The sequence below is a fragment of the Janibacter hoylei PVAS-1 genome, assembly GCF_000297495.1.
Lineage (GTDB): Bacteria > Actinomycetota > Actinomycetes > Actinomycetales > Dermatophilaceae > Janibacter > Janibacter hoylei.
Genome location: NZ_ALWX01000116.1, coordinates 1 through 837, shown reverse-complemented (window position 1 = coordinate 837; position 837 = coordinate 1). Strand labels below are relative to the sequence as shown.

The window sequence follows — 837 nt, the reverse complement described above, 5'->3', positions numbered from 1 at the left end:
GCAGACGTAGGCGACGCGGCCCAGGTCGGCACGAAGGTCAGATCTGTGACCCACAACTGGTTCGGCGCGGTGGCGGTGAAGTCGCGGCCCACCAGGTCCGGGTGCCGCGGCATGCCCGGGTCTGGCGTGGTGGTGCGCACCCGCTTGGTGCGCCGCACGCCCTCGATACCCTCGGCGCGCATCAGCCGGGCGACCTGGTCGCGGCCGATGTCGTGACCAGAGCGTCGCGCGGCCTTCCAGATCTTCCGTGCCCCGTAGACCCGGTAGTTGGCTTCCCACAGCTGCCGCACCACCGGGCCCATCACCGCGTCACGTCGGGCACGGGCCGATGGCTGCCGGCTCTTGACCTGGTAGTAGCTGCTGGGGGCCACCTGCAGCACGCTGCAGATGAGCTCGACCCCCAGCCGCCGACCCGCGACGACGTCGTCGCGGTTGGCGTCGATGAACGCGGCTACTTCTTGTGCTGGCGGTCGAGCTCCGCCCCGAAGAAACTGGCGGCCCTCTTCAAGATTTCGTTGGCGCGCTTGAGCTCACGGTTCTCCTGCTCCAGAGCCTTCATCTTCGCCGCGTCACTGGTACTGATGCCCGCGACGTGGCCCTCGTCGATATCAGCTTGACGGACCCAGGACCGCACCGACTCGGTGCCGTACCCCAACTGCTGGGCGACGCGCTGGACCGTGCCGTGCTCTGTGCCTAGCTCTGCGCGCAGAGTCCTGACCATCCGCACCGCAGCGGCCTTCTCGTCGGGGCTGTAGCGACGCGTGGTCGGCTTCCCCGGGGTGGTGTCCTTCGGCATGAGTACATCCTCGTTTCCAAACGATGGAGACTCCAACCAAC

Annotated in this window: 1 pseudogene and 1 other annotated feature; the pseudogene reads right to left on the bottom strand. The window is 67.7% G+C overall.

From position 1 onward, the window contains the following. Nucleotides 1-796, bottom strand: a pseudogene (locus tag B277_RS17175) (IS3-like element ISTesp1 family transposase); the annotation flags it as partial. After that, nucleotides 363-497, bottom strand: a sequence feature (AL1L pseudoknot). Its footprint overlaps the pseudogene before it by 135 nt. Nucleotides 797-837: the final 41 nt, after the last annotated feature.